Genomic DNA, 24,344 nt, shown 5'->3' with positions numbered 1-24,344 from the left:
AATACTGTGACGGTCTTTTTGTGTATTTTACAAAAGATCGTCTTAAGTAAAGAAAGAAGATAGAAACCATCTCTATTAAGTTTATTAACTAAGTAACAACAAATATATGCTTTATTGGATACTTATTGCATTTAATGTGGAGGAATAATATGGAGTCAAAAATTCTTATTGTTGATGATGATAAAGAGATTAGAAATCTTATCTCTGTATATCTGGAAAATGAAGGCCTAAAAACTCAAAAGGTAGAAGATGCTATACAAGCTTTACAACTGTTAGAAGAAAAGGAATTTGATTTGATTATTTTAGATATTATGATGCCGAATATGGATGGCATTGAAGCATGTATGAAAATTAGGGAAGATCGCAATATGCCTATCATTATGCTATCTGCAAAATCTGAGGATATAGACAAAATTCAGGGCCTAGCCTCTGGTGCAGACGATTATTTATCAAAACCGTTTAACCCACTAGAATTAATTGCTAGGGTAAAATCCCAATTAAGAAGGTTTAAAAAATACAATACGTCCATAGAACATAATAAAAGTATTCTAGAAATTGGTGACTTAACCGTGAATACAGATACTCGTCAAGTATGGGTAAGGGGAAAAGAAACAAGGTTAACTCCAAAAGAGTTTGCTATTCTCGAACTACTCGCCCGTAACAAAGGGATTGTCCTGAGTGTAGCAAAAATATATGAAGCAGTTTGGAAAGAGGTTTTTTATAAATCAGATAATACCGTCATGGTGCATATTACAAAAATAAGAGACAAAATTGAAGAAGATTCTAAACATCCCATTTATATTAAAACTGTTTGGGGAATTGGGTATAAAATATGAAGAATGTTAGTTTCAGAAATAAGATTATTATAAAACTTCTTGGTGCTGTTGCAATTAGTTTTTTTATTTCATTTGGTTTAACAATCCTCATTGTGCAATACGTCATAGATCCATTTTTTATAAAACACGAAGATTTTGGCATGTTTGAAGTGAGACTCGCAATGTTGTTCTTATTTACGTTCGCAATCTTAAACTTTATAGTAATCTTTTTGCTATTGGTTCGAAAGAAAATAGTATATTTGAAGCTCATTTCGGAAAATGTGAATGATATTGCAAATGGAAAACTGGGTATAACAATTGGGATTAAGGGGAAGGACGAATTGACCCAACTTGCTCAAAATATCAACTATATGTCCAAGGAATTGGAGAATACATTTGAACAAGAAAGACAATTAGAACGTACAAAAAATGAACTTATCACCAATGTATCTCATGATTTACGCACACCTTTAACATCTATTATTGGCTATATAGATTTATTAAAAAGAGGGCAATACAACAGTAACATACAATTACAGGAATACCTTGAAACCACGTATTCAAAGTCACAGAGACTGAAATATTTAATTGATGAGCTGTTTGAGTATACTCGTTTATCAGGTATAGATGCTAAGTTAAACCTTAATGAAGTTGATTTATCAGGTTTGTTGGAACAAATAGTTGGAGAATACATACCTATATTTGAAAAGGAAAGTTTAATCGTTCAAAAATCAATTACGCAAGAAACAATACCTATCTTCATAGATGTAGAAAAAATGGTACGTGTTTATGAAAATCTTTTTATGAATGCGATAAAGTACAGCATGAAACCATCCGAATTATCTATATGTCTTGAACTAATAGGTAACAAGGCAATGTTGAAAGTATCAAATAAAGTCGAGAAACCGCCTGTTAGCGATCCAAATAAATTGTTTGAAAGGTTTTTCAGGGGGGACAAGGCAAGAAAAGATGACCAGGGAAATGGACTGGGACTTGCTATTTCAAAAAGAATTGTTGAACTTCATCATGGTAATATACATGCAGAATATAAAGATGGTTGGATGTCTTTTATTGTTGAACATTCAATTAGATAGAAAGCTTATGGAACTACAGGTTCCATAAGCTTTTTTTAAAACTTAAGAAATCTTAAGGATTTTACGGGGTGTTTCCTAATTTTCATAGTTTATCATGGGTGTATTCAAAGTGATGAGATAATATGAAGCGACCTCCTAGATTATCAAGTCAGGGATTTTAACCCATAATAATGAATGAAAACATTATGAATGGGGTTATACCCTATGATAATAGGAGGCCACTATGGAAAATATAATCTATATTGGGATGGATGTCCACAAGGAAAGTTTTAGCTTATGTGCACTACACGGAACAACTGGGGAAATTGTAAGAGAAGCACGATGTGCTTCAAATGTATCTCTCGTAAAAAAATTCGTTGAGAAACTGAAAACAAAATATGGTGAAGATATAAAAATTAAAGCTGGATATGAGGCTGGTTGTTTAGGGTATTCACTTCATAATCTTCTTGAACAAAATGGAATTGATTGTGATATTTTAGCTCCCACAACAATGTACAGTTCATCAAAAAATAAAATGGTTAAAAATGATAAATTCGATGCCAAAATGATTGCTCTTAATTTAGCAAATGGCACCTATAAAGAAGTATATGTTCCAGAAGAAGAGGATGTTGCCGTGAAAGAGTATATCCGCATGTTAGGTGATTTTAAAACATCTTTGAAAAAAATAAAACAACAGATAAAAGCATTCCTTTTAAGGCATGGCTATGTGTATGAAGGGAAATCAAGCTGGACAATCGCTTATATGAAATGGTTAAAGAATCTTGATCTACAAGGATTATTCAAAGAAACGTTAGGCGAATACCTATTACAGTATGATGTTCTAGTCGATAAAATTGAGCGGTTCAGTCTGAGATTAGAAGAATTATCTCATCGTGAAAGGTACGAAGAACCAATCGCAAATTTAAGATGCTTAAAAGGTATAGATACAACATCGGCAATGACTGTTCATGTGGAAATTGCAGACTTCACTCGTTTTCCCACGGCTAAAGCATTTATGGCTTATGTAGGATTGACACCAAGCGAAAGCTCAAGTGGAGAAAAAATCAGTCGACGTTCGATTACAAAACAAGGAAATTCGACCGTTAGGTCTACTCTTGTAGAATGTGCAAATGCGTTGGTAAAAGGAACAATCGGATTAAAATCGAAGCGAGTGAAAGCAAGACAAAAAGGGCAACGAAGCGAAGTGATTGCTTATGCGGATCAGGCTGTAGAAAGGTTACAAAGAAAATATTATCGCATGATATATCAAGGGAAACCTAGAAATGTTGCCGTTACAGCTATCGCAAGAGAACTGGGGTGTTTTATATGGGGATTAGAAACAGGTAAAATTCACCGAAAATAAAGAGGGAAGGATATGAAGTTGATTGATTCATTCATAGTTAGAAACCAAAGGTATCAATTGATGGCATAGATGAGCTTCAGAGATAGTGAATTACAGGTCTGGCTATCTATGACTCACCTCTTCTGGCATGGCTGAAATTCTGATAAACAAGCTATTTATTAGAATTTGAAAAGGTGTGATCCACGCAGTGAGATTATAAGAGCCTAACGACGAACCATTAACCTGAGGTAACCAATCCACGAATAACAGAGTGGTTAACTGTCGATAGATCTTATTTCTGAAGCTTTTGTATGCCATCAAGAAAAATATTATGGGTGAAAAACTATTGACAAAGGTCACTTCATAACAGGTGAGCAAAGAAGATAAAAGGAAAGATTTCATTGTAGCTTAAGTGTGGAGGAAACATGTCTATTTTGTTAGTAGTAAACAAATTTAGTAGCTTATTGTAATGAAATAAAAAAATGTAGGAGGATATAAATGATAAAGCCAGTTGTAGATGTAAAAAACATTCAAAAATTGTACGGTAAAAAAGGTGAGAATCAATCACACGCATTAAAAGGTGTATCATTCTCAATTCAAGAGGGAGAGTTTGTTGGTATTATGGGGCCTTCTGGTTCTGGTAAAACAACATTATTAAATGTAATTTCAACGTTAGATAAAGCGACAGGCGGCGTTGTTGAAATTGCAGGAACGGATATTACGAGGATGAAGCAGGGGGAACTTTCTGATTTTCGTTCACAAAAGTTAGGATTCATTTTCCAAGACTTTAACTTATTGGAGAATTTATCTATCTATCTATGAAAATATCGCACTCCCACTTTCACTTCAAGGTGTTTCATCTCGTAATATTGGAAAGAAAGTAGAAAAAGTAGCTGATATGTTAGGCATTACAGCGATACTTCAAAAATATCCTTCTGAAGTATCTGGTGGACAAAAGCAACGTTCCGCAGCAGCACGTGCGTTAGTTCATGAACCAGCAATTATTTTGGGAGATGAGCCGACTGGAGCTCTAGATTCTAAAAATGCAACGAGTTTACTTAATGCCATGACAAGCTTAAATAAAGAGCAAGGTGTATCCATTATGATGGTTACGCATGATCCTTACAGCGCAAGTTACTGTCAACGTATTTTATTCATTCAAGATGGTGAGTTATATAAAGAAATTCATCGCGGTAGTACCCGTGAAGAATTCTATAAAGAAATTTTAGATGTGCTTGCAAACTTAGGCACACAAAAAGCGTAAGGAAGGAAGTTCAATCATGTTATTTAAGCTTTCTATGTCAGGCCTAAAAAGTAAGTTGCAAGATTACATTGTTTTACTTGTTGGTCTTATTGTCTCTATTTCAACTTTTTATATGTTTCAAACGCTAGCATCCAATAAAACGTTCCTTGAATCTAACTCTTCTATTAGGGATATTGTGGCTGTCTTTAAAATTGGTTCCGTTTTGTTAGCGATTATCACATTTTTCTATATTTTATATGCAAACTCTTTCTTATCAGCTCTTCGTCAAAAAGAATTTGGTATGTATATGATGTTAGGAGCAAAAAAGCATAAAGTTACCTTACTTATGTTCATTGAAACAATCATATTAGGTGCCACCTCTCTTTTGATTGGAATTACAATTGGTGTAGGACTTGCAGAAGGTATCGGTCAGCTATTAATGAAACAACTCGAGTTTGCTGGCGAAGGTTATAAAGCTTTTTATCTGCCATCTATAGCTATTACTTGCATCTTCTTCTTTGCACTCTTTGTATTATCTGCAATTATGAATAGTATTAAATTATCTCGTATTTCTGTACTGCAACTTGTACATGCTGATGAACAAACAGAACGTGTTGCCATAAAAGGAAAAATGACAGTTGTAGTTGCATTCCTTGGTATTCTTTTATTGGGTATTGGTTATGCATCACTTATTTATATATCATATGCAAATTCGCTAATTGTTTTGGGATTAATGGCTGTTGGATTAATCTCAGCAACTGTTGGTACTTACCTTATATTTGGATCACTTCTTCCAGTTATGATTAACAAGCTAAAGAGTAATAAAAAACGTAGTGAAAAAGGCCTCAATGCTTTTACTTTTGCACAATTAAATTTCCGCATTAATAGTCTAACAAATGTGCTTGCAACAGTAGCAATTTTAGTGGCTCTTGGTGCTGGTGGAATTGCTTGTGGTATGGCATTTAAAAACAACATCCTAAAAATTACAGATCAAATACAAATTTACGATTCAGTCATTCATAATCCAACAGTGGAAGAAAAGACAATTTTGGGTAGTATCTTATTTCAAGAAAAACTTGAATATCATTACAAAGTTGATGATAGATATGTTTATTATCTTAAAGAAGATGTAGAGAAAAATCGCCCTTTCTTGCAAGGTATGAAAATAGAGAAAGCTTCAGAGGAAATACCAATTGGTGCATTTTCAATAAAACGGGCTGAAGGAGAGACAGACACAAAACAATGGATTCAGGTTTTCAGAACGATCCAGCCCAATTATTTATATCCTGATTATGAAATAAAAATTGTAGATTATAACATATACAATGGATTGAAGGGGAAAGAAAGTATTGTGTTTATGGGGAAAACAGATGATTTTGGATCATACATAAAAGAATGGAAAAAACTTGATGAATTACAGATAGCAAAATATAAAAATGTGAAAGCGGAAGAATTGGGTAGTAAGTATCAAACATATATTATGAGTCATGATTTTGCCAGCGGACTAATGTTTATGGGTTTCTTCGTTGGAATTGCATTTTTAGCAATGATGGCAAGCTGCTTAATGTTTAAAGTTCTGTCGGGAGCATCAAAAGATGTAACACGTTATCAAATGCTTCATAAAATTGGTGTTCGCCGAGAGTTATTAACAAAATCGATTTATAAAGAGTTATTCTTCATATTCTTATTCCCAGCAATTGTAGGGATTACTCATATATTAGTTGGTATGAACATGTTTAGCCCTCTTGTAATCGATCCGTACTCTCGCATTTGGTTACCACTTGTTATTTTTGTAGTAATTTACTCGATGTATTACTGGATTACTGTTCAATTATTTAAAGGAATTGTACTCCCTAAAAAAGATTAATGTAATGATGTTGTTTATCCCGCATTAACGGGCAGCACGATTGGTGAGGGCTCATAATCAGTGGGGGATGAACAAACCCCACTGATTAAAGTTTCACTTTATCTTCTACTGTACCTTGTAACTACATTTTACCTTGCTGTAGAGAAACAAAAAAACATTTTTCTTATTCAATAATTCCAATTTCTAGAGCCTTTTGCACAGCTTCTTCTTTGTTGCGGACTCCTAGCTTTGTATAAGCTGTGGAAGCATAATTTCTGACCGTACCATTCGATAAATATAACCTTGATGCTATGGTAGTGTATCGAAGTCCCTTGGCTACTAGTTGCAATATTTCTATCTCCCTAGCTGTTAGCTCATAAGCGGTTGCTTTTGATTGTGGTGTCTCTTTTTGCGCATCAAACTTTTCAAATATTTTGTGAGACATTCCCTGATCAATCAGTGTCCCACCTTTGTGAATAAGTCGGATCGTATTAGCTAGCTCCAATGTTTCAATAGATTTGAGTAAAAAACCATCCGCACCGTTGCGAAGCGATTCCAACGCCTGTTCGGTATCCTGAAAAGTGGTAAAAATCAATATGCGGATATGTGGCCATTGTTGCTTAATCTTTTTGGTTGCTTCGACTCCATCCATGTGTTGCATATCTAAATCCATAAGTATAACATGAGGTTGAAGGCGCCCACACAAATCGATGGCTTCATTGCCATCCTTGGCCAAACCGACTACATTTAAATCTTCATATCTATCGAGTAGTGTCCTCAAACTTTCCCGAACAAACGGCTGGTCGTCTACAATTAACAAACGAATAAGTCCATCTTTTATTTCAGTTTGTCGCGGTATGGTACATGTAACAAGCATTCCTTCATCTGGCTTTGTATATACAGACAATTGACCTTGCAAATTCATTGCTCGTTCTTTCATCGCATTCATACCGAAGCCTTCTTGCCATTCTACATTTCCTTTTCCATTATCTTGAACTTCTAATCTCGTATATTGTTGTTCAAACTGCAATGAAACTATAATTTCAGTTCCCTGACCATGACGTACTGCATTCGTAAGGGACTCTTGTAAGCAACGAATGAACGCTATCTTCGCTTGCCGAGACAATTCATATTCCTCTCCGTATGCCCGAAAACTTACATTAACCAGAGCGTGCTCCTGAAATTCGGCTCCAAGATTTTGGAGAGATTGAATTAAGGAAGGCGATTGACAAGGAGACTCCATTTGATGTAGGTAACCTCTCACGTCCTCGATGCTTTTACGTCCCATTTCAAGCAGAGAATCTAGCCTCTGTATACCCATTTCAGTAGCAAGTTCGGTGCGCAACGTTTCCATCCCCATAATAATAGAAGTATAAGCGTGACCAACTGTATCATGAAGCTCACTCGACAGTCTGTTTCGTTCTTCCGCCAGTGTAATGCGTTCAATCTGAGACATATATTGCTCAAGTACCGCGTTTTGTTTACGAATTGATTCATTTTGTTTATGATTGACGATTAATAAATGAAAAGCGAAGCCCATTACATATGCGAATCCATAATAGGTGACCATAATCCAATAGCTATTACTTGGCGCAACCGCATAGAAAATTCCAGTTGTTATAAAAACCGTTATTGGAGCTGTCCAATAATAGGACAAATGCTTACTATTCGCAGCAATTAGAAACACCGATATAAGAAATGTGTTGTAAGCTTCTGGAAATAATAGGGTTAAATATATACATAGTCCACCATATAGCAGTATTTCTGTGAACAAATAATATTTATAATTGAATAGTAAGGCTACCCATGGAACAGAGAAGGCAATAATTTCCCAAAGAATAATAATCCAAAGTGGTAATGTTAAACCATCCTGAAAATTTAATGTAGCTAGAATGATAGACACACTAGCAAGTAGGCGTACCCCTAACATAATCCAATCATACCAAAACCAATACTTAACCATATCTAACAAGTCCTTTACCCCCTAAATAGCCTACCATTTTACTTCCTACATAATAATTTAATCCTTCCTGCCTTATTATACTTTTTAATTTAAAACTACGATACTACTCACAGACTGCAAACTTCTATTGATTTAGTTGCCGAATCATACTACGTGTATAGCCCCCAATTTTCTTTGTCAAACCATCGACTATTCTAATACTTATGGCGGTAAATACTATACCCATAAACATTACAAAGAGTGACTTGGCAAAAGTATCTATTTGTATAAATATAATATTCATATCGATGTATCGATACAGTAGTGGTGCCAACAGGAACATAAGTGGCATTACGTAAAAAATGATTGCACTAATGAGACTGAAAATGCCAATCGTAAATTTCTGCATTAGCCAATAGACAGCACACCAAGTGCGACGATCTGTTAGCACTAATTTCACCTGAGACCAGTTCGATGTATCCATTGTTATACTTCTATCGTAAGAGTCTGTTGAAATATCTGTATAAATTTTCGTCTGTATGCGCTCGAATTGGATAAAGGGTGTGGTAGTCTGTAGTACGCGCATAATTAATGGAATCCCAACAACAGTAAATGAAAGGGTTAAACTAAATAGCAGAGCTATTAGGTAAAAACAAAAATAAAACAATCCTGTACCGAAAGTTAGCAATAAAAAATAACCATTCTGGATGAATCTTGATTTCATAAAGTTCATCGCTCCTATCTGTGTAATAACCGAATCATACTGCTTTTTTTGTCATTCTCACTAGTGTAAAAGTGTCATATGACAGTTCTAAATGATGTTAAAAAGGGGAGAGCAGCTTACTTCTGGTTAAAAAAGATGCTTTTATCCCGCTATTTACTGGGCAGTAAGACTCCCACCTCAAAATTCAGCGTTAGGTGGGGGGCGGGCTGCCGGTAAACGCACGATTGGTGAAGGCTAATAATCAGTGGGGGATGAACAAAAACCTGTTGATTAAAGTTTCACTTTATTAATCCTCACAAAACAATCCCGTTCTTACATCTGCAAGAACGGGATTGCTTTGTACTTTTATTTAATATGAGATGGACTTGTTTTTCGAATATGAAAAATAATATCAAATTGCTCAAGCAATGAAGTATCAAAATACACCGAACTGTTCGGGAGGATTTGTCCCCCTATACTTAGTAATGGTCTTTTTGCTTTAACCCATTTTTCTGCTTGTCCTTTAAGGTGACGGTTATCCAATAAAAACATTTTATATGGCACTTTTCCGAGAGTATAATTGAAACTTTTTACATCTTGTGGAATAGTGTCGGTTGTAATCTTACCTCCAGTGGAAGGATCATATTCGCTGTATAAGGTAAAATTCCCCTCCGTAGTTGAACTACCAATTGTGACATAATTATTGTCTAAACGTTCCTTCAAAAACTGCCCCGCAACATAAGGGTATAATTTCTCATCGATAATTCCTTTAGCTATATGAATATTGTGTGCCCATACCATCGTTTTACCACCAAATGTCTCTTGTGCCCACATTGCATGATCGGCCAAGTATTGTTCATGTAGTTTTATTATACTTGGATAGTCGTTAGGGAGTAGCATTGTGGTAAATTTCTCTATTGCACTTGCCGCTGCTTTCGCCCAGATGTACTCGGATGGAATTATTTCTGTGTTGGCTTGCTCATTCTCATCTTTTAGTAATCGGGCTACTCTCTCAGCGTTTGCTTTAAACTTCTCTTTTCTTTCAGGAGCAAGTTTCATATATTCCTGTATACTTCCAGTAAAAGAAGACAATTCTTTATAATTTTCTTCTACTTCTGCCAGCAAATCTGGTCGATGGAGCCTTACATAATCAATTACTTTATTAAAGCTACCTTGGTCCAATGTCTTTAAGTCGAGCCCAATAAATTGGATCTTTTTTTTATTGGATGGATCAGCATTATAATCTTTCATCCACTCAATCATGGCTATAATTTCATCAGTAGGATATAACAATTTTAAAAATTCCCTAGGGTTTCCTTTTCCTGTTTGGATATATTCATTTAGTTTTAAGCCGTTTCCCCAATCTTCTTCCATTGCAAAATTCGTAAAACCCATTTCAGTAACCAAATATTTCACAAGGCGAAACTTCATAGTAAAAATTTCAGAGCTTCCATGAGTATTCTCTCCTAATCCTACATATTGCGCGTTCCCAATCATTTTCTTAAGTGGTTTTAAATCTTCAAATGGTTTTGACGGCTCTATCGTTTTTAATGGGTTAGCCTGTGATTGTATTGATTTAACTATATTTTTTTGGACTGATTGACCTGAATTTTCGACTGCTACAGTTTGAGCGTTTCCTACTTCCGCGCATCCTGTGACTAATAAAGCTGTACTAACCATTGCAATCATTATTTTCTTATTCATTTTTGCCCACCTCAATTGAATTATTTTTATAAACAAGATTGATTCATGTACTTGCACGAATCAATTGCCTTAATTTAATTGTTATTTATTCCATATCATATTTTCTAGTTACATATTGTCATAAGATTAATTGACACAAGTCATAGGTTAATCATTACACTTTTGTACTATCGGCTATGACAGTTTATAAATAATAATTAAATTGTTGAATCGCAAGTAAGACTAGATTATGAATTTGGGAGGGATTTTAAAGATGAATGATCTGTATGTCAAAATATTTTTATTCTAAGTTGTAGCTGTTGAAATGACAGGAAGTAAATTTGATAAACAAATGAATAAAAGGGGAAGGGCGGATTACAATGTTATTACACGCAAAATCGTTCCACAATAAAGATAAAATCCATCGTGCTAAAATAGGACTTCAACTTTTTCTAAGTATCTTAACTATTACTTCTATTATCCTAAATGTACTAGTAATGATTACTAAAAGTATGCCGCTTATTGTGGTATATATGTTTACCCCGGCATTTTCTTCTATTTTGACTCGCATAATATTGAAAGAAGGGTTTAAAGATGTATCTTTTAGTCTCGGTAACTTAAAGATATGGAAGGGGATTGGTTTTGCTCTGCTAATACCTATGATTATTTGTGGAATTACTTATTCTATCGCCTGGTTGAGCGGAATTGCGAGGTTTCAGCCCCCGCAAGGTGGTATGCTAGAAACTATTTACAATATACTTGGATTTCAGTATCTACCGATACCATTAAGTTTCATTTTTATAGTAGTATTGAGCGGAGTATTAGGTAGCTTGCTTAACTTAATTCCAGTTATGGGAGAAGAAATGGGTTGGCGAGGTTATATGCTTACAAGACTAATCGATGCAGAGTTTTCACGCCCAATCCTTATTAGCGGATTGATTTGGGCAACGTGGCATGTTCCAATTGTTATTGCTGGTCTATATGTAGAAGGAACATCTGCCCTACTTTCAGTACTTGGCATCTATTTTTGTATTGTGCCATTCAGTTATATTACAGCTTATTTACGACTTATCACAGGTAGCGTTTGGCCTTCGGTTATCATTCATACTACTTGGAATGCCGTTATTCAAGGACTTTTCGCACGTGCAAGTACAGGAGATCAAACTGAGATTTGGATTGGAGAATCTGGTTTGATAACCGCTATTATTATCTTGGCTACTGCAATAATTATGTCTCGAATCGTAAATTTTACTAAATAGCATACGGATTTGTTTTAAATTCAATTAGTGTAATATGACGAGGCTGAAATAAGATGCTCCTAAAAATATTAGAAAAAATCTAGTTGAACAGACTCTTACTTAATCTTAGGCTGCTGGATATATGGAAGGCATCAAGCTAAGGGTTTAATTTATAAAAATAAACTTGATTGTCATAAAAAAATAATGTTTTTCATTTAAAGGCTATGAGATGAAATTTCATCATCTTCATCACATTAGACCTTCAGGAAATAAAAAGTTAAACGATTATACAAATACTCTAACTGAAAAAACGATAGTCCTTTTATCAAAAATGTAGAAGGACTATCGTTTATTTTTTTGACAAAATTAGGGATTGATGTTCATGAAAATGGATAATATAATTCGTATTTTACGTAAAGAGAAAAATTTCCCCCTAGAATATTAAGCTAAATATCTTGGTGTGACGGTTAATTTAAGTTTCACTTTATGACTTGTAAAGGGCTGTTCAATGCATCGTACTATTAAAAAATCTAAATTAAATCATTAAATTGCGATAAAATGTGGTCGGAAATAATGAAATTTTAGGAAAAATAAGGTACACTAGTCTATGATTTTAGTTGAAAATCGTTTGACGTTAATGCATACGGGGGAAAGATTGATGAACAACAATACAACAAATGAATCAGTTGAAGAAATTGATCAAAAACGAGTAAGATCAAAAAAACGTTATACAAATTGGAAGTTTATCGCAGCGGGTATTGGTGTAATTGCACTTCTTATTGGGGGAATGAGTTATTATCAGGCAACTCACTTCAATTCGAATGTTACAATTAATGACACAAAAGTTGGTGGTCTGAGCGCTAATCAGGCAATACAAAAATTAAAGACATCTGGACTAGCAAACAAAGTCTATGTTGATCAACAACAAATTTTAGATGAAAAAGATACAAAAACGGAACTTACGGAAAAAGATTTGCCTCAAGTTAAGAAACTATTAAAAAGTCAGTGGACATTTTTCCCTTCCTCAAAGGGAGAAAATTATTCATTACTACCAGAGAAGGCAGATCAGTATCGTAGTGAAACGATGAAAAAACTTGTAGAAGAAACGCTCATCTCTATGAATGAAAAATTAAAAGCGCCTCAAGATGCTATGGCGAAGCTAGAACAAGGGAAAATTGTTATTTCGAAAAGTGTTGAAGGAAAACAGTATGACGTTACTAGTCTACTGAAAGATTACGATAAGCAAAAATCTAAAAGCGAAATTCATCTGAAGTCTGCATACATAAAACCTATTAAAGAAGACGATCCGATTGTCAAAAAAGAGGAGAAAGCACTACAGAATCTTCTTGGGCAGTCTGTTGAGTATAAAGTGCAGGATGAAGTTTATCCTTTAAAAGCGAAAGATTTAATTCAAAATGCCTCTATGTCAAAGGATATGAAAGTTACAATTGATGCGAGTGACATTAAGAAGAAAATTACTGAAATTAATAATGCCAAATCAACATTAAATAAAGATTTCTCATTTAAAACGCATTCCGGTTCAGTCATATCAGTAAAAGGGCAAGGCTACGGCTGGGCACTAGATGTTGAAAAAGAAACTAAACAAGTTCAACAAGCCTTTGAGAAAGGCGAAAAGGCGCTTTCTGCTTCTAATATTCACGGAAATGGTTGGGAGAAGGAAGGTATCGGTTATAAAACAACAGCGAATAATGGCATCGGAGACACGTATGCGGAAGTTTCAATTGCAGAGCAACAAATTTGGATTTACAAAGATGGAAAATTAGTTGTTACAACAAATGTAGTAACTGGTAAACATAGTACTGGTGAAGATACATCACCAGGTGTGTGGTACGTCCTATATAAACGAACACCATATACGCTAAGAGGTAACGCAGTAGGAAAAGCTGATTATGCGGTTAAAGTAGATTACTGGGTTCCATTCACAAATAGTGGTCAAGGATTCCACGATGCCGGCTGGCGGAAAGACTGGGGAAATAATGCTTATTTAACAGGAGGATCAGGTGGATGTGTGAACCTTCTTCCTAATGTTGCAAAAACTGTATATGATAGTTTGAACACGTATGATCCAGTTATCGTGTACTAGAAAATAGCTACGTATCAAGAAATAAACAAAGCAGGAAATCTTATCTGATGGTATATGAATAAACACCTCTTGCATTCGCATACTAAGTGTGCAAATGCAATGGAGGTGTTTTTGTTTGAATACAAGAGTGTATTGCTTATAAGAAACAAAGTAGAAAGAGATTAAGAATAAGTATTCAAATAATCAATAAAATTGACAATGAATATCATTTTCACTTAATATAGAATCGTCGCATTTAATTAGACATGAATTTTTTGTTAATATAATAGATTTCTATTAAGTTGTCATATTTACGAACTATCATTAAATATTTTAAGAATTTAAACGTAGGAAAGGGTAATATAAAATGAACTGGAAAAAAGGCGGATTATGGGTTATTATTTTTTTCGTTGTAAAAGGCACGATTTCTACACTTTTAATCGCTACAGGTGCTAAATATTTTGATTTATCATTTATGCAACTTATCTTATTAATTCTGACCTTATTAGTGATTTCTCTAATAAGTCGAAAGTTACTGTATAGACATAAACAAAACAAAAAGCAAAAAGAGCTAAATATATAATGAAGCCCCAGAGACCATTGGATTTCTGGGGTTTTATTTTGATAGTTTTTTCGCATGTATATTAATTTAACAGAATAGGTTGTCCAAAATGATAAAATCGATGATGTTTAAAATGCGTCAGTTATTTTTACATAAGGATTGTTGAGAGCCTTTGAATCAATCTTTATTCTGAAGCGACAGACACGTATAAATTATGCTCTTTTTTCAATTGGTAGTTTAAATGTAAAAGTACTGCCTTCTCCTAATTTACTTTCAACCGTAATTTCTCCTCCATGTAGTTCGACAATCCATTTTACCATCGACAATCCTAAACCTGTGTTTCCGATGTTTGAAGATGTTCGTGCTGCGTCAACTCGATAGAAGCGGTCCCATATTTTAGTAATATGTTGCTCGCTGATGCCGATGCCATTATCGGAGACTTTACCTATTATGTTGGTTTCATCACGGAATAGTTGCATATGCACAGTTCCGCTCGCTTTACTATAAGCAATCGCATTCGTTAGTAAATTCATTAATAAACGCATCATCAATGTTTGATCTGCTTTAATAAATAGGTCTTCCTCTATATTAGTTGTTATATCAATCGAAGCTTCTTGAACCATTAATGAAAGCTCTTCTACAACGATTTCCGTTAATTCACTCATATTGATACATTCAAATTGGAAAGTATTATGATTTCCTTGGTCAGCTCTTGCTAATAATAAGAGTTGTGAGATTAGAGCGGACATTTTACGTGATTGCTTTAAAATTACTTCTAACGATTCTTCCATTTCTTTCGGGTGATTCCTCTGCGATAAAGCGTATTCGCATTGTGAAATAATAACAGATGTTGGTGTTCTTAATTCATGAGATGCGTCAGATGTAAATTGTTTTTCACTTTCGAATGATGTCTCCAATCGCACAAACATTTTGTCAAAGGTTTGTGCTAAATGATATATTTCGTCTTTCGGTGAACCTTGTAAATTAATTCTCTTCGAAAGGTCTTTACCATCACCAATTTTACTAGCTGAATCACTCATTTGTTGCACAGGTCGAAAAGCTCTTTGCGTGATAAAATATCCCCCGAATGCCGCAATAAGAATAAGTAATGGGAATGAGATGATTGTTACCACGATAAGCGTATTTATCGTTGAGGATAATTGGTTCATAGTCATTATTCCACGAACCCAGACTTGCTCATCGCCGCCTGCATTATGGAGAAAATCATATACTATCCATTCTTTATTGCCGTCTTTAATGGTTTGTATTTCATCGGATTTAAGCGATATCTTTTTATTAAAGCTTGTTGGACTATGTCCTACCAACAGCTCACCTTGTTTACTATAAATACTAATATTTACTCCATCTTCTAAGGTTTCAAAATCATCGTCAATCTTTAACTGCCCATGCTTATATTCGATATCTTCCATGCTTTCTTTTACTGTGCTCTTTAATTGATCTTTCATATTAAAAAGCAAAATTTTATCTGAAGAAGTTAAAATAAAAGCTAACACGAGTGCCATAATAATTACAATTAGCCCCGTATACCACAGGGTCACTCTCATTTTTATTGATAGTCTTTTCATGATTCTACTCGCAATACGTAACCAGTTCCGCGCACTGTATGAATTAACTTTGTTTCAAACTGGCTATCAATTTTTTTACGCAGATAGCGGACGTAAACATCAATAATATTCGATCCGCCTTCATAGTCGTAATTCCACACATGTTGCTCAATTTTATCTCGTGTCAGCACAACTTCTTTATTACGAATCATATATTCTAAAATAGCAAATTCTTTACTGGAAAGAGTGATAACTTGGTCTCCTCTTGTTACTTTATGCATATTGCAATCTACCACTAGGTCAGCGATTTCAAACACATTAGATGTATTTCCTGTTTTTCTTCGCATTAACACTCGAATTCTTGCTAACAGTTCATCAAAAGCAAACGGCTTTACTAAATAATCATCTGCACCTAAGTCGAGTCCTGTTACACGATCATCAATTGTATCTTTAGCTGTAAGAAGCAAGACAGGAGTTGCATTATTGTCCGCGCGTAATCTTTGTAATACGTGTAAACCATCTATTCCGGGAATCATAATGTCAAGGACAATCAAATCGTAGGTAGCCATGTTTATATAATCCAGGGCATCTTCTCCATTCCCACATGCATCGACACTATAATGTTCTGCATTTAATCGTTTCACCAATATATTTTGTAAGTCTTGTTCATCTTCGACGATAAGAACTCGCATTAACATTCTCCTTTTCTTCTTATTAATATGTATCACTATAATTCCAAAACATTAAAGAAAGATTAGAAACTAGTTAATTATATCATTTTATCCCGCATTAACGGGCAGTAAGACTCCTCCCTCAAAATTCGGTGAATGCGAGGGAGGTAGGGATTAACTGCCTGTAAAAGCCTTCACTTTATTTTTTTGTATATTAATCTTCCTTTAATGTTTGTTCAGTAATATAAAGGCAAGGATAAGGTGCACATGTAAAGGGAGGAAAACAGAATGGGAAAATGGATGCTGATTGGAGCAATGTCCTGTTTATTCTTAACAGCTTGTTCTACTCAAGCTGATAACAATACAGAAGTACAACAACTGAAAGTGGAAAATGATAAATTACAAAAAGAAGTCGCTCAATTACAACAAGAACCAAGCAAAATAGGGCCTGCTACGAATGATACGAAGCAAACACAAGATTTCAAAACCGAAGTCACATCTATTGTAGAAAAGGCAAATAACACGAAACCAGTTGGAGCAAAAGAAGAAAACCTAAATACGTACTTAGCAGTAAAAAAAGAAATTGACCAACTGGATGACAAGATAGATCTATCTGATAATCAGCTAGAAGCAGATTATCACGCTGGAACGATAACTGTTGAGCAATATCAAACGCAAGAAAAAGAACACGATATACTGGAAGATCAATTAGAGCAAGCAGAAAATGCACTTGAAGCAAGATTTGGAATAGATGATTAATCATTAAGGAGTGGATGAAAATGTTAAAATATAAAAAGAAAATAATTATAAGTGTAATTGCTATTTTAGTAAGTGGTATTGCTATTATTAGTGGATATTATGGCATGGGTTACAATTATGCAAAAAAGAATGAAAACTACACAGAGAAACAAGTTCGTGAAATTTCTTTAGCTCATACAAATGGAGAAATTATGAATGTGAAAAAAGAATTCGAATTAGAAGATGACAACTTAGCACAATCAAAATTTGAATATGAAGTGGAAATCAAGACACCTGATAATCTGTTAAATATTTTAAAAGTTAGTGCAAGGACAGGTACAATAGAAATTGATAATGAAGATTAAATAAATATCGCGTATTTGAAAAAACTCCGAACAAAATTTGTTTGGAGTTTTTTCATGTTTATACTTTACTATTTTGAAAGGGGAGTGCTACATCGCTATTAAACTAACAAAACAAAATAACACCTAATATGAAAAAATACGCTGTTCTTTCTGAAGAATCCTAGGAAAGGGTAACTTGATATATCACCGCTATAAAAGTATCGTTCCAATCCAAATGTATATTTGTGACGAGTTGAATTCAAACTTAATACCTTAGATTCACAGATTGTTCTTTTCCTCAAATCGTGCAGATTTGATTACGTATAATTACATAAAAACTTGTCATCGTAACTTTGATATCTTGCTGTTACATTCCAAAATGCGTACAACAGCGTGCCTTCAAGGTTATACTGATGCTGGAGGTGATTCAAAGTGACATAAAATCGGAAAATGAGCTTTTTAATAGCCAAGAGAGCTTTAAAGATCAAGTCTTCATTTTGAAACTAAAATCGCTTTTATATTAGGCTTCGAATTTTTATGTGGTACAGACATTAGTTGAAAGATAGGCTTTTCCTGTTCTTATTTATATCGTTAACTTGATAATTTATAAATATGAATTTAGTGGGGGGATATTATGAAAGATAGCAAACGTTTTAATTTTCACAAGCTTTGGCTAGGACAGTCTATAAGTTTGTTAGGTACCCAGCTTACAATGGTAGCTTTGCCTCTTTTTGCATTAGAGGTGCTACAAACAAGCGAGGCAAATGCTGCCATGCTTCGTGGGATTATATTTGTACCCTACCTAATTTTCGGGTTAGTAGCCGGTGCTTTAATAGACATTTTTCATAGGAAAAATGTCTTGCTAATTTGTAGTTTATGTCAAGGAGTATTGTTTTTATCAGTATTCATACTGACTGTAACAAATATTATAACGTTCCCTTTACTGGTATTTATCATGTTTTTAAATGGGATATTTACCACGTTTTACAACATTGCCATTCCTTCTTTCTTACCTGAAATAGTAACAGATAAAGACTATTTAAAAAAAGGAAATGCTCAACTAGCACTTTCGGAGTCTCTTTCTGTAGTAATTGGTCCTATGCTAGCAGGAATCATCATTACTCTATTTGGATTAACAGGCTCTTTTACTATTGACGCAGTAACGTATTTTGTTTGTTTTGCATTTGTATTATTTATTTCCAAGTTTAAACCGCATACAGAGGGCTCTTTAAAAGACGTAAATATAAAATCCATATACCAAAACATATATGAAGGCTTGGTATATTTTAAAAAACACCCTGTATTAGAACCAATTGTAACCTGTGGCGCTGTTTACGGTTTTTTTAAATACATACTAAATAGTATTTTAGTAATATTCCTGTATAAGGTAATGGGTCTATCTGAACTTGAAATAGGGTTTGTTGTAGGCTCAGCAGCGGTGGGATTTTTAATAGGTAACACGATACTCATGAAAAAAAGTCAACAAATTAATAATACAAAAATGCTTATTTATAGCGCTACTGTATCAGTTACTGGTTTGGCCTTTATACCGATAATGGGATATATGGGAACCATTATCGGTATAGTAGCTGCAAGTATCATACATGGTATGGGAGAAGGTGTATTTGGCCCTTACGCTGCAACCATACGACAACTTGCCTCACCAAGTCACATGCTAGGCCGAGTAAATGCTGTACAACGTACGCTGAATTGGGGGGCTTGGGCATTAGGAAGTTTTGCTAGTGCATTTTTAGTTTCAATATTTGGGCTTCAAACTACGTTATTCATAGGGGGATTCGGAACAACATTTTGTTTAGTGGCGTTGTTAAGACGTGGCGTATCAAAAGGAAATGATATTGAATATACGAGTTCATTTTAGAGGAGATGATTGTGATGCATAAGGTATTAAAAGGAACTGACATAGAAAATAAACCCCACATTTTATTTATAGGGGGATGGACAAAGCCTATACAAGATGCATTAGACAGTGGCTATATTGTTTCGTACATAGGATCGTACGCTAAACACATATATTTTGATGGGACTATCTTAGAAAAATGTTTCTATAAAAAAGAATTAGACACGACAAATATACCCTTGTCTATATACTATGCTGAAGAATTATTCAAAGAGAAACCATTTGATGTGGTTGTATCTTTCAACGAAACAGCATTAGATACAGCTTGCATAATTGCAAAGATTTTTAATGTTAAAGGGCCTTCTTACAATGCTAATATGATAACCCGCAATAAAGACATGATGCGTGAAATGCTAGCAGGTAAAGACTTTTCGATAGATTCGACAGTTTGCAATACTATTGAAGACATTAATGAATTTTTGAACAAAAAAGATAGTATTATAATAAAGCCCCCGATTGGCGCAGGTGGTAAAGGTGTATCTAAGCTAGACACGGGAGATGACGTAGAGGTATTTTTTGAAGAAAATGGTATTCAACTACCTGTTTTAGTGGAAGAGTACATTGAAGGTGATGTAGTTTATACGGTCGAAGCCGTTTCTTATAACAAAAAACATTCTATACTAGCGATATCAGCTGAAGTATTTAAAGAAGGTACGTTTATAATAAACTATACTATTATGCCAGCACCTATAGATGAATCTCAAAAACAATTAATTATGGAAAAAGTAATGCTATTTTTGGACGACATGCAAATGGAAAACGGCATTACTCATACAGAAGTAAAGATAGACAAAAAAAATAAGCCGATAATTATAGAATCTCAAGTTAGGATAGGTGGTGGTAATATCTGGAAGATGGTGGAACTAACAACCGGCATATCCCAATTTGGATACTATTATGATGCGTTAGCTACTGAGACTATAGATGAATTTAGATGTGTATCTTCAAAATGTCATGCTATGTCTTTAAGCTTGATTCCAAAACCAGGTTGCTTAAAAGAAATCAAGTATAAGGAGTTAAGTAACATATCCGAGGTCGTATTAATTGATCTATTACTAAAAGAGGGAGACATCATACCACCTATTGTAGATAGCACTCAACGCAAAGGATCTATATTATTTACGACTAGTGATATGAAACGTATGTACGAAGTTGTAGAGGAAATATGTAACAATATAACGTTTGTTTATCAGGATTTAACAGAATGGAAACCTTCTTTTAAAAAATATAAGTAAACAGAAATGTGGCAAATGAATGGTCTATATAAAAAAGAGAAATTTTCGAATTCCCTGATAGCGCTAAACCTAAGCAAAATAATGAACTATCCTATAGAAGAAAGTTGAGGGAGCTAATCGCATATGTTTTATTGAAAGGATGTGATTGAATTATGGAACGGCCGAATTGGGGAATTGGAGGATTAGTATTCGTTGGCTGTATGTTTCTTGGTGGAGGAGTGGGATCTATGTTAGGTAATGCCCAAACTGGATGGCTAATAGGAATGGGCATTGGATTTCTTGGGATGGCTTTAACGAGACTGTTCAGAAAATAATGTAACTGAGATTCTTCTTCTGGTAAATAAGGAAATATGTAAGTAATTCATGGCATAAGAGTTCTATAAATTATAGTTAGAATCTTCTCTTTTGTATTTGTCTTTTCTAAATTTCTCCATACATAGATACGATTCTCAAGTCGGAGGATAGCACCTTAGGGTGTCTTTTTTATGCTTTTTAAAAATGTCTTACCATATAATAGCTGAGTTTTGCTTTCAGTCTCCAATGCCCATTAAACATAAAATGAAAATTCTGCACCATTTAAACTCTGATAACAATTCATACGATCAAGAATAATTGAGCTAATAGCTCTCGGTAGATTGCCATCATTTTTTTATAGATTAGATTCATTACCGTTTCAGACCTATGTATTCATTCATAACCTAACAGTAAAAGGGGGGATGATTAAAGGTATGGCGTTTAATGATGAATTAATTTGTCAACAGTTTGCAAGAATTATCGGCGGGCAAGAAGGATTCGCCGGTGGGAAATGCGTGGCAACAATAAACAGGGATGAAATACGAGCAACAATCTTAGGAAAACGTTTTAGAGTAACAACTTCCTTTTCATTCGAATCACGAGACAATAAAACTGGACGGGCATTATGCCTAGGCCGAGTAGCACTCTTACAAAAAGAAGTCACTGAATTTGTGGCGACAATTATTAAACAAGGAATAATCGTTTCGTCTATACACAATGAGTGGTTATGTGATGATCCAAATTTGATTTACGTTAATATCGAAGACGTTGATGATCCACTAAATTTTGCAAGAAAAGTGAGAAGAGCATTGTGCATTTAACTAAGTTTTTTAGTTAAATGAGTGATTACGTTAAATAGAAGATTTCAGCGTGTTGAATGTTATATTTGTAAAATAGATTTAAGTGGATGGTTTTATAAAACGAAAGAAGGTGTTTCATATTTGGAATGCCTTTTCTTTATGTTTTCGTTGCTAATGTGGGTGGTTAACTGATTATATGCTGTTTATCTTGTAACAGCAAGAACTGGACGAGGTATCTTGAAAGGTGTTTGACAGTCTGTAGATACCATATTTTATCAAATGTTATTAGAATATCATAAAACGACAGGGGAGAAATCGCCAGAGAAATACGTCAGATTAGTTATTCCTGCTATAAGCTAAGGGTGCGATTTTGTTTTCGAAAAATAATAGGTAAATCATTTGACAATTAAAATAATCTACTTTAATATATGTGCCATAGCATATATATGGTGAAACAAATACATTCATTGTGAATGATTGACTGGTATGCTATATCCTTTTATATCTTAATTTATAGAGGTGATATATGAACTTACATGATTTAATAGGCTATCTTGTTCACCGTACTGACGTGAAAATGACCAATTATTTTACGAAGAAATTAAAGCCGTATGGAGTTACGCCAGAGCAGTGGGGGATTATTAGTGTTCTTTGTAGCCAAAGGAGCACTACTCAAAAAGAGTTGGCGGAAGCTATTGATAAAGATCAAACTACTGTTGTTAGAATGATACAGTCAATGGAGAGAAAAGGGATTGTAAAGAAGGCTTTGAATGACCAAGATAGGCGTTCACATAACCTTTTTTTAACTGAAAAAGGTGACGAGTTAAAGAAAACAATCTTGCCTGTAGTGAAAGACGCTCACCATTTCGTTACGAGTAATTTGAGCGAGGAAGAAATTAAAGTATTACAATCGTTATTAAACAAATTGTATGATACACGCTATTAATATTTGTTCCTTATTGATGCTATGCTATTCATAAGGAACAAACTTTGTTTTAGGTATTATATATGCTATAGCACATAATTTTTTGTTTGTTTTGAGGAATGGGAAGATAGCTTTATTTTGTATGATATCTGATTCAGGTTCACTTTTTGCCTAGTACCAGTCAAATTTTTGTATTATATATGCTATAGCATATAATTTTCAGCCCTTTAATATTGAAAAGGGTAATGTAAATTGAAGCGACTTCCATACGGGTAATCTCAGGAAATAGGATAAAGGTAGTGACTATTATCTGAACAATACTGAGTTTTTACCAAATAATAAGAGAGGTGTGATTACTATTTTAATTTTCATCAATATTGTAAAAGTAGTGTTGTCTCTGTTCTTTTTAATGACAGGAACGAAAATTATATCCGGGAAAATGGCAGATGAGTTCAAACGATTTGGTTTACCTTCGTTTTTTAATTTCTTAACTGGAGCTTTTGAGATTGTAGGAGCGATTGGAATGTTGATAGGAATCTGGATTCCAGTAATAGCTTTATGGGCAGGATTGTTATTAGCTGGTACGATGCTTGCAGCCGCATTAACTCTAATTGTATTAGCGAGAGATCCCTTTAAGAAAGCAATACCTGCACTTGTTTTGTTTGTCCTTAGTTTAGGGATAAGTTTGTATCACATTTTTTAAACATAACTGAAAACTATTAAACTTTCACTTTATGCGTTCAAGTTACTATCATTATGTGATTATGTTACAAATAAGGGGATTCTCAAATTAGTGCTTGAATAATAATAGCAATACGAATTTAGACATTACGATCATTCGGATCATAATCAGTAAAAGAATGGCAAGAATTTTATATTAAAAATAGGAGTGAGTGAAAATGGCATATTTATTACAAGTCGATTTTCCGTTTGAAGGTCCTTTTGGTGAAGAAATGGAAAAAGGATTTTGGGATTTAGCAAAAAGTATTAACGAAGAAGAAGGATTCCATTGGAAAATATGGACTGAGAATGAAGAAACAAAAGAAGCTGGAGGCATTTATGTATTTGAAGAAAAACAAGATGCTGAAAAATACGCGGAAATGCACAAGAGCAGACTTGAAGCAGCTGGTGTAAAAGATATTAGAGTGAAAATTTTTAACATCAATGAAAAGTTAACGGAACTGAATCGTGGGTATATTAAATAATTTCGAAAGTCGGAGCAAGCGTAAAAAGGAGGGGGATAATCCCCTTCTTTTTTTAATTCTTAAATTGATGGTGAGGGGACTCGCATAAAAAATAATCAATTATAAAAGTGATTTTGAAC

At 34.2% G+C, this 24,344-nt stretch carries 21 protein-coding genes and 1 pseudogene; 17 read left to right on the top strand and 5 right to left on the bottom strand.

Annotated elements, in window-relative coordinates:
* Positions 1 to 149: 149 nt before the first annotated feature.
* The 5 genes and pseudogenes from MHH55_RS10065 (at position 150) to MHH55_RS10045 (ending at position 6,340) form a co-directional block, all read left to right on the top strand.
* Positions 150 to 836 carry a response regulator transcription factor gene (locus MHH55_RS10065; protein ID WP_000444089.1) on the top strand — a complete coding sequence of 229 codons (687 nt, stop codon included), beginning with the start codon at positions 150 to 152 and terminating at the stop codon, positions 834 to 836.
* The gene (locus tag MHH55_RS10060; RefSeq protein WP_078186541.1) at positions 833 to 1,909 is read left to right on the top strand and encodes a HAMP domain-containing sensor histidine kinase; all 1,077 of its coding nucleotides are present in this window, start codon (positions 833 to 835) and stop codon (positions 1,907 to 1,909) included. Before MHH55_RS10065 ends, MHH55_RS10060 begins: the two co-directional genes overlap by 4 nt.
* Positions 1,910 to 2,132: 223 nt before the next feature.
* Complete coding sequence (locus tag MHH55_RS10055; protein ID WP_340880263.1) at positions 2,133 to 3,251, top strand: IS110 family transposase; 1,119 nt, start codon at positions 2,133 to 2,135, stop codon at positions 3,249 to 3,251.
* A gap of 477 nt (positions 3,252 to 3,728) precedes the next feature.
* A pseudogene (locus MHH55_RS10050) lies at positions 3,729 to 4,494 on the top strand (ABC transporter ATP-binding protein).
* A gap of 16 nt (positions 4,495 to 4,510) precedes the next feature.
* Positions 4,511 to 6,340 carry an FtsX-like permease family protein gene (locus tag MHH55_RS10045; RefSeq protein WP_000897821.1) on the top strand — a complete coding sequence of 610 codons (1,830 nt, stop codon included), beginning with the start codon at positions 4,511 to 4,513 and terminating at the stop codon, positions 6,338 to 6,340.
* 163 nt (positions 6,341 to 6,503) lie between these two features.
* On the opposite strand, the gene MHH55_RS10040 is transcribed toward MHH55_RS10045, so the two are convergent.
* From MHH55_RS10040 to MHH55_RS10030, 3 genes are all read right to left on the bottom strand, one after another.
* Positions 6,504 to 8,291: a helix-turn-helix transcriptional regulator gene (locus MHH55_RS10040; protein WP_078187000.1), complete on the bottom strand. Its 1,788-nt coding sequence runs from the start codon at positions 8,289 to 8,291 to the stop codon at positions 6,504 to 6,506.
* Between the two features lie 115 nt (positions 8,292 to 8,406).
* Entirely contained in the window at positions 8,407 to 8,985 is a 579-nt protein-coding gene (locus MHH55_RS10035; protein ID WP_000842192.1) for a sensor domain-containing protein, read from the bottom strand.
* A gap of 345 nt (positions 8,986 to 9,330) precedes the next feature.
* Complete coding sequence (locus MHH55_RS10030; protein ID WP_078187001.1) at positions 9,331 to 10,668, bottom strand: erythromycin esterase family protein; 1,338 nt, start codon at positions 10,666 to 10,668, stop codon at positions 9,331 to 9,333.
* Between the two features lie 359 nt (positions 10,669 to 11,027).
* Here MHH55_RS10030 and MHH55_RS10025 point away from each other — a divergent pair, with 359 nt between their 5' ends.
* The 3 genes from MHH55_RS10025 to MHH55_RS10015 all read left to right on the top strand — a co-directional run bounded on the left by MHH55_RS10025 (position 11,028) and on the right by MHH55_RS10015 (position 14,551).
* Positions 11,028 to 11,906 carry a CPBP family intramembrane glutamic endopeptidase gene (locus MHH55_RS10025; RefSeq protein ID WP_078187002.1) on the top strand — a complete coding sequence of 293 codons (879 nt, stop codon included), beginning with the start codon at positions 11,028 to 11,030 and terminating at the stop codon, positions 11,904 to 11,906.
* 637 nt (positions 11,907 to 12,543) lie between these two features.
* On the top strand, positions 12,544 to 13,989 hold the full coding sequence (locus tag MHH55_RS10020) for a L,D-transpeptidase family protein (protein ID WP_139362469.1): 1,446 nt from the start codon (positions 12,544 to 12,546) through the stop codon (positions 13,987 to 13,989).
* Between the two features lie 346 nt (positions 13,990 to 14,335).
* Positions 14,336 to 14,551, top strand: a complete 216-nt coding sequence (locus tag MHH55_RS10015) for a hypothetical protein (RefSeq protein WP_078187004.1) — start codon at positions 14,336 to 14,338, stop codon at positions 14,549 to 14,551.
* 191 nt (positions 14,552 to 14,742) lie between these two features.
* Here MHH55_RS10015 and MHH55_RS10010 read toward each other — a convergent pair whose 3' ends face one another.
* Together MHH55_RS10010 and MHH55_RS10005 are read right to left on the bottom strand one after the other, a co-directional pair.
* Positions 14,743 to 16,116: a sensor histidine kinase gene (locus MHH55_RS10010; RefSeq protein WP_078187005.1), complete on the bottom strand. Its 1,374-nt coding sequence runs from the start codon at positions 16,114 to 16,116 to the stop codon at positions 14,743 to 14,745.
* Positions 16,113 to 16,787 carry a response regulator transcription factor gene (locus tag MHH55_RS10005; RefSeq protein WP_001264516.1) on the bottom strand — a complete coding sequence of 225 codons (675 nt, stop codon included), beginning with the start codon at positions 16,785 to 16,787 and terminating at the stop codon, positions 16,113 to 16,115. The genes MHH55_RS10010 and MHH55_RS10005 overlap by 4 nt, the downstream gene beginning before the upstream one ends.
* Before the next feature lie 267 nt (positions 16,788 to 17,054).
* Here MHH55_RS10005 and MHH55_RS10000 point away from each other — a divergent pair, with 267 nt between their 5' ends.
* From MHH55_RS10000 to MHH55_RS09960, 9 genes are all read left to right on the top strand, one after another.
* Complete coding sequence (locus tag MHH55_RS10000; protein ID WP_078187006.1) at positions 17,055 to 17,525, top strand: hypothetical protein; 471 nt, start codon at positions 17,055 to 17,057, stop codon at positions 17,523 to 17,525.
* Positions 17,526 to 17,545: 20 nt separating this feature from the next.
* Positions 17,546 to 17,869: a PepSY domain-containing protein gene (locus tag MHH55_RS09995; protein ID WP_078187007.1), complete on the top strand. Its 324-nt coding sequence runs from the start codon at positions 17,546 to 17,548 to the stop codon at positions 17,867 to 17,869.
* Positions 17,870 to 18,482: 613 nt separating this feature from the next.
* Positions 18,483 to 19,727, top strand: coding sequence for an MFS transporter (locus MHH55_RS09990; RefSeq protein WP_078187008.1), 1,245 nt, complete (start codon positions 18,483 to 18,485; stop codon positions 19,725 to 19,727).
* Positions 19,728 to 19,732: 5 nt separating this feature from the next.
* A complete protein-coding gene (locus tag MHH55_RS09985; RefSeq protein WP_078187009.1) occupies positions 19,733 to 21,001 on the top strand; it encodes an ATP-grasp domain-containing protein in 1,269 nt (422 codons plus the stop codon).
* A 152-nt stretch (positions 21,002 to 21,153) separates the two neighbouring features.
* Positions 21,154 to 21,315, top strand: coding sequence for a hypothetical protein (locus tag MHH55_RS09980; protein ID WP_000441009.1), 162 nt, complete (start codon positions 21,154 to 21,156; stop codon positions 21,313 to 21,315).
* Positions 21,316 to 21,717: 402 nt separating this feature from the next.
* Entirely contained in the window at positions 21,718 to 22,116 is a 399-nt protein-coding gene (locus MHH55_RS09975) for a DUF1259 domain-containing protein (RefSeq protein ID WP_078187010.1), read from the top strand.
* A 505-nt stretch (positions 22,117 to 22,621) separates the two neighbouring features.
* Positions 22,622 to 23,041 (top strand): MarR family winged helix-turn-helix transcriptional regulator, encoded by a 420-nt coding sequence (locus MHH55_RS09970; protein WP_078187011.1) that lies wholly within the window; start codon positions 22,622 to 22,624, stop codon positions 23,039 to 23,041.
* A gap of 331 nt (positions 23,042 to 23,372) precedes the next feature.
* Entirely contained in the window at positions 23,373 to 23,723 is a 351-nt protein-coding gene (locus MHH55_RS09965; RefSeq protein WP_074555409.1) for a DoxX family protein, read from the top strand.
* Positions 23,724 to 23,919: 196 nt separating this feature from the next.
* Positions 23,920 to 24,225: a monooxygenase gene (locus tag MHH55_RS09960; protein WP_000323757.1), complete on the top strand. Its 306-nt coding sequence runs from the start codon at positions 23,920 to 23,922 to the stop codon at positions 24,223 to 24,225.
* The last annotated feature ends 119 nt before the right edge of the window (positions 24,226 to 24,344 follow it).

This window comes from Bacillus sp. FSL K6-2944 (assembly GCF_038005385.1).
GTDB lineage: Bacteria > Bacillota > Bacilli > Bacillales > Bacillaceae_G > Bacillus_A > Bacillus_A cereus.
This window is presented reverse-complemented; position numbering and strand designations above follow the sequence as displayed.